Origin of the sequence: Blautia sp. AF34-10, from assembly GCF_003477865.1 — a bacterium.
GTDB lineage: Bacteria > Bacillota > Clostridia > Lachnospirales > Lachnospiraceae > Fusicatenibacter > Fusicatenibacter saccharivorans.
The window spans coordinates 1-5727 of sequence record NZ_QUED01000053.1 but is presented as its reverse complement, the minus strand read 5'-3'; the positions used below and the strand labels follow the sequence as shown (position 1 = coordinate 5727).

Below are 5727 nucleotides of genomic sequence, written 5' to 3'. Positions count from 1 at the left end.
AGAGGAAAGATAAGAGGTCTATCGGGGCTTCAAAGACAAACAATCTTTCGCCCTCGCCCCGGTAGCAGAAGTTAAAGGCTTTGTCGCTGCCTTTCACATCAAGCCGGAAGCTCCCGGCTGTGCCGCGCTGGTGGGCGTAGCGTGGTACTCCGTCCTCGTCCCGCCCTACGAATACGGCGTTGTGGTGGGCGGCTTCCTCGTAAATATCCCCGGTGGCAAAGAAAAAGCCCGTCACATCTTCATCAATGCGGCGGGCGGCTGTGAGGTAGTTCCTCGCTATGCGGTTGTCGGTGCTGCGGGGTGGCAGTCGGAAGTCAGAGAGGGGCGCGGGGCTTGGTCTGTCCGACGGCGGGGCTGCGCCTTTTTCTCCTGTCAGCATTTCAACGGCTTCGGTGAAGCTCTTACCGAAAAACTCCATGACAAAATCAACGGGTGCGCCGCCCTTGCTCTGGCTGTGCCTATACCATTTGTTTCCCCGGACGGTCAAGCTGTCGTGCCGTTTCCAGCGGTACTCGTTCCCGGCGCGGGTAAGCTGCTCGCCCTGTCCGTGCAGAAAAGAAACAAGGTCGGCTTGGTTGGCGCGGTCTATTTGTTCTTGGGTGTAATACATAGTTGATACCTCTCTTTCTGTGGTTGAATTGTTCATAGTTTTGATGTAGAATGAAACCGAAAAATCGGAAGTTAGTGAGGTGCTGGATTGTGAATGAAAGAGAAAAAATTATTCACTTATGGTTTGAAATGTGGCTTACAAAACAGGATTTAGGTATTGATGATATTTTTGCAGAAGATGTAATTTATACTGAAAGTTGGTGTCCAAAATATAATAACCGTCAAATCGTAAAACACTGGTTTCAGGAATGGAATACTCGTGGCAAAGTCGTTGCTTGGGAAATCAAACAATTTTTCCACAAAGGAAATCAGACGATTGTGGAGTGGTATTTCAAAAATGAAATGAACAATGGGAGCATAGAGGAATTTGATGGAATTTCGCTGGTTGAATGGACAAAGGATAATAAAATAAAATCATTGAAAGAGTTTGGTTGTAATTTGAATAATTATAATCCTTATGAGCATAGTGACCAGCCCGAATTTAGGGACGAAAGAGCAAGTTGGTTTTAATATTAGGGATCAATAGCGTCCATTTTATCAGAAAACATTTAGGACGGACAGGCAAAATAGCTTGCCCGTCCTTTTCTTTATCTCTCCTGTTCCTGCCGCTTGGTGCGGTTCTGTGTCTGCTCCGGCTGCTCGGCTTTCAGCGCAATATCCACGCATTTGCGTATCTTCTGAAGCTCGGCAACTTCGGCGCGGGCAGCTTTCAGTTTGGTGTAGTCGGTATCTCTCTGCGCTTTGAGGTCAGCGTATTCCTGTTTCCATTCGGAGATAGGCAGCGTCTTTGTATCCGTCAGATTTGCATGGAGATAGCGGCTTGCTGCGTTCCATAGAGTCAGCTCGGCGCGGTGGGCTTCCTCATACTTATCCCGTTTGTTCGTCCAGCCATTTTTCAGCTTTTTCAGTTCGGCATGAATGGGCTTGTACTGCAAATAATTCTCGCCGTTCTCTATCAGCTTTTGCAGCTCTTTCATGCGCTGCTCGGCGGTTTTCATTCCCTCCCGGATAGAAAAGGCTTCATCACTGACAGAGGAAAGAGAAGCGTCCAACTCGTCAAGAGTGGAGATACCATGCTCCGCAAGATAATTCGCTGCCTGTGATATGGTTTTCAGTTCGTCGGCTGCGTGTTGGTGCTGCCAGCTCTGCGAATACTTCCGGCTCTTTTCCCTCTGAACGCTCAAATACTTCATCAACAGATTTGCGAGGTTGGGAGATTGCGGCGGCTGCTCCGGGGCGGTTTCCCGCGCTTTGAACAGGTCGGCAATCCATTCCTTGAGCTTCCCAATCTGCGCCCGGATTTCCCGGATAAGGCGGTTTGTCTTTTGAATACTGCGGTTCAGTTCGCCTTTCTCGGTGGCGATACCTTTCTTCTCCATCTGGCAAGCCGCCACGCCCATGTGGACGGTGGGTATCTCGTCTATGCCGCGCTCGGCGTTGCTGCGGTGGTCGATACGCTCCGGGCTTCCGTTCCTCTCCAAAAAGTCGTTGGTAAAGTCAGCCCATGCCTTGCGCCACAAGAGGGTGTTGTCCTTGTCGTTCCAGCCTGTAAGGTCCACTTTGTGGGTTTTGTATCTGCCGCTTGGCAAGCGGATACGCTCGCCGTTTTCATCAAGGTCATATTCCTTTTTGGACTTTGCCGCCCACGCGCCGCGCCCGTCAAGGGGGCGCATAGTCAGCATGATATGACAATGGGGATTGCCGCTGTCGGTGTCGTGAATGGCAAAATCCACACACATTCCTCTGGAAACAAATTGAGAGGAACAGTATTCCCGGACAAGCCGGGTCTGTTCCTCTCTGGATAATTCTATGGGGAGTGCCGCGTCAATCTCTCTGGCAAGCTGGGCGTTCCCGGCTTTCTCGTAAAGTTCCACGCTGTTCCACAAGGTTGAACGGTCAGAGAAAGAGGGCGGGGCATGGAGCGGCAGCATGATTTCGGTATGGACAACGCCGCCTTTGCGGGTGTAGTCGTGGGTCATTCCGTCCCACTCGTTTGTCAGCTTTTCGCCGCTTCGGTAGGCGGCTGCGGCAATGGCTGATTTGCCTTTTCCTCGGCTCACAATGCCGATGTTCCAATGGTAAATGGCTATGGGTATCACCTCCCGGATAGGATAATAAAACCCGCAAAAATGGTACAGACGCCAACGGCGGGTGTACTGTTTTTGTGGGTGTGCAGGGATAGCCGCAAAGCGGCGCAAGGGGTGCAGCCCCTTGTTGCGGCAAAGCCGCCATATCGTAGCGCGGGGAAAGCTCCCTGTGCGGAGATAAGCCCTCGGCAGAGCGCACACGCCCGCAAGGGTGTATAAGTGCGCCCTTGTTGCCAAGGGATTATTTAGCTTGTCGTTTCCTCGGCTCGTTTTCTCAAAAACTCCCGCGCTGGCTCACTCGTCAAGGCAAGCCGGAGAAGTGCGGCGGCTTCCTCGTCGGTCATGTTCTTTGCTTCCGGCACAATGCTCTCAAAGACCGCGCCCCGGACGATAAGGCGGTGGCTGCGCGTTCTGCGTTCCTCTTTGGATAGCTTCTGACGCAACATCTTTTCTCGGTTCTCAAACTGCCGGATTTTCTTCTTTCCGTCCTCAATCTCGGCTTGCAACTCCTCGCGGGTTTTCTCTCTCGGTTTCGTCATGGTTGGTCGCTCCTTTCTGCCTGTCGGCATAGAAAAAGGACAGTCGATTTTCTCGGCTGTCCCTTGTAGGTGGTTTATTTAGTTTTACTCTATCATTTTCAAGTAAATAAAATAGCTTGCAGTTCCTCCATAACCGTTTTGGGTATTCCAGTCGGCTATTATTTCATAGATATACCCGCCCGGTTTAAGAGTGAGGACATTTCCAGTCATAGTTACATCTTCGCTGTTTGTAGTAGGTTTCCCCCAATATTCATCACTCCAACATTTTACACTTAAAATAGTATCGGGTTCTTCTGTAAAACTTAGTGTAGCTGTTGCTTCTGGTGTTTCATACGGCGGGGATAATAATTCTTCACAATCTAAAGGGTGTGCGCTATCGGTAGTTGTACTTATAGAATTTCCATCAACATCTTTTTTCTGCCACGAATAAGCACCTAATAATGCACTGACATAGGTGTTATCACTTACTAAACCTAAAGCAGGCGGCTCTTCCAAAATCACATTGGCAGTTCCAGAATTTAATAATTCATTGGCATAGCTATTAAGTGCTTGGCATGGCTCATACTTTGTTTTATAGCCTACACCATCAATTATAAGAAATGGGTTATATGCCGTAATCTCTGTCTGTGTGCCGTCGGTCATAATCAGGGTAAAAGTAACGCCTTGCCCTACATATTCTGTGTAAGAATTATCTTGATTATAGATAACTACATCATTCAAATAGCCTACTAACTCTGAAATATCCTCAATTTCAACTGTTTTGTCTGGCGGCGTTAATTGCACTTTGGCTGACGCTATTTGTGCTGCGTCCAGATTTTTATATGGTTTTTTCCCCATTGTAAACAGAAAGACCATTACCACAATGCACAATAAGACCATGCACACCATTGTGATTATTAACCATTTCTTTTTCATAACAGAAGCCTCCTTTATCTTTCATTTTTCTGTTATTTATATAGACGCAAAAAGAGGAAAAGGTTTCATTATTCATAAATATCATAGCACAAGAGTATGAACAAATCCATATCAATTCAGCCTGTCGGCGGCATTGTTCTCTCTGGCATACTGACTCGCCTTTTCCCGGCGTTCTGCGCTGTATGGGGCGGTCAGACGGAAAGAGAAGCGTCCTTTCTCAATGTCAAACTCCATGCAGCCCGTTTCCGGGTCTGCGTCCGTCTGCTGGCAGATTGCCGGATAGCGGCGGCTGTATGCAAGCAGACGCTTCTTTAAGGCGGTGTTGTGGGTGCGGATATGGATAAGGGGGTCTTTCTCATCAAACCAAATATCGGTGGTCTTTTCCTGCTTGGTAAGCCCTGTTTTCATAAACTCTCCTTTCTGCGCCCCTGTTACGCAATAGGGGCATTTTTCGGGTGTTTTCTCCGGCTCTTGACTTGGGGAAAACGACGTTTTTGACGATAAAAACCGCCCGGACGGGGAATGTATCGCCGGGGCGGCTGTTATCGCAAGATTTCCGTTTTTTCCGGCTCTTGACCGTCAGACGCGGATAAACGCGAATTGTCGGCAAGCACCAGTTTGAGCAGCTTGTCGCGGAATGTTTCTGTGCTGCTGTGATTGAAAAATAACTCCGCAACAATGGTCTGCCCGTTCCTTTGGGTCGTGATGATACTGTCGGGGGTTTGTTCTGCCATAGGCGGCTCCTTTCTCCGGGCGCAAAAGAGGGATTTCCCGTAGTTCGGAAAATCCCTCTTGGTTGACGGTTATTCTGTTTTACTGTGTGGGCTGTGCGGCGGCAGCCTGCGCCTTTCTTCTTGCCCGGTATTCCCGCGCTTTCATGCGGTCATACTCCCGCTGCTGTTCAAGGTTTCTCGCCCGGTATTCCCTTGAATACTGCCGGTGGTAGGCGCGGCTCTTTTCCTTTTTGGCTTCTTCGATTTCCTCCCGCATTTGCCGGATTTCCTGCTCGGTCGGTTCTGCAAGCTGTGTCACTTCGTTCTCAAACTTGCCGATATAATTGAAATATATGCTGATGTGCTGGATTGCGTATCTCGCCCTTTTCTGGTCGCGCTCATGCACTTCAATCCGGCTGATAAACTCGTTGAGAATGGCGGGGGTAAGCTCGGTAAAGGCGGCATGGCGTTCCGTCAGCTTCAAAAACTTCTGCGCCCGTCCTCCCGCGTTCTCATAAGCGGATAGCTGCTCTTGGAGCGTGGCAAGCTCCGCTTTCAGCGCATAGTATTCTTCTGAATACTTCTGCGACATCTGCTCATAACGGTCTTGCGGGATCGTGCCGAGGGCGTTGTCCTCATAGAGCTTATTCAGCACCTTGTCAATCTGTTCAAGGCGCGTCGTGATTTGCGGAATACGCTTCTGCTGCTTTTTGGTCTGGTCGGTCTGCTGCATGGCAAGGTTCTTTTTCACTAATGCTTCAAACTCCGCCCGATTGCTGATAGAATAGTCCTCGATTTTCTTCAGCACTTCCGCGATGGTCTGCATGAGCAAGTCCGCGTCCATGATGTGCGGGGAATGGCATT

Annotated in this window: 8 protein-coding genes; 1 reads left to right on the top strand and 7 read right to left on the bottom strand. The window is 49.4% G+C overall.

Going from position 1 to position 5727, the window contains the following annotated elements; genetic code table 11:
* Positions 1-610, bottom strand: a 610-nt coding sequence (locus tag DWZ60_RS16505) for a DUF3991 domain-containing protein (RefSeq protein WP_119222149.1), incomplete at its 3' end; no start/stop codon positions are given.
* Between the two features lie 89 nt (positions 611-699).
* Here DWZ60_RS16505 and DWZ60_RS16500 point away from each other — a divergent pair.
* On the top strand, positions 700-1119 hold the full coding sequence (locus tag DWZ60_RS16500) for a nuclear transport factor 2 family protein (RefSeq protein WP_029679608.1): 420 nt from the start codon (positions 700-702) through the stop codon (positions 1117-1119).
* A gap of 77 nt (positions 1120-1196) precedes the next feature.
* On the opposite strand, the gene mobQ is transcribed toward DWZ60_RS16500, so the two are convergent.
* From mobQ to DWZ60_RS16470, 6 genes are all read right to left on the bottom strand, one after another.
* Positions 1197-2708 (bottom strand): MobQ family relaxase, encoded by a 1512-nt coding sequence (gene mobQ, locus DWZ60_RS16495; protein ID WP_118285151.1) that lies wholly within the window; start codon positions 2706-2708, stop codon positions 1197-1199.
* 233 nt (positions 2709-2941) lie between these two features.
* A complete protein-coding gene (locus tag DWZ60_RS16490) occupies positions 2942-3235 on the bottom strand; it encodes a DUF3847 domain-containing protein (RefSeq protein WP_118604683.1) in 294 nt (97 codons plus the stop codon).
* Between the two features lie 84 nt (positions 3236-3319).
* The gene (locus DWZ60_RS18495; RefSeq protein ID WP_243000247.1) at positions 3320-4150 is read right to left on the bottom strand and encodes a hypothetical protein; all 831 of its coding nucleotides are present in this window, start codon (positions 4148-4150) and stop codon (positions 3320-3322) included.
* A 111-nt stretch (positions 4151-4261) separates the two neighbouring features.
* A complete protein-coding gene (locus tag DWZ60_RS16480; RefSeq protein WP_118604686.1) occupies positions 4262-4558 on the bottom strand; it encodes a hypothetical protein in 297 nt (98 codons plus the stop codon).
* 134 nt (positions 4559-4692) lie between these two features.
* Entirely contained in the window at positions 4693-4884 is a 192-nt protein-coding gene (locus DWZ60_RS16475; RefSeq protein WP_118604688.1) for a transposon-encoded TnpW family protein, read from the bottom strand.
* A gap of 79 nt (positions 4885-4963) precedes the next feature.
* On the bottom strand, positions 4964-5727 hold a 764-nt coding region (locus tag DWZ60_RS16470; RefSeq protein ID WP_119222147.1), incomplete at its 5' end, for a DUF4368 domain-containing protein.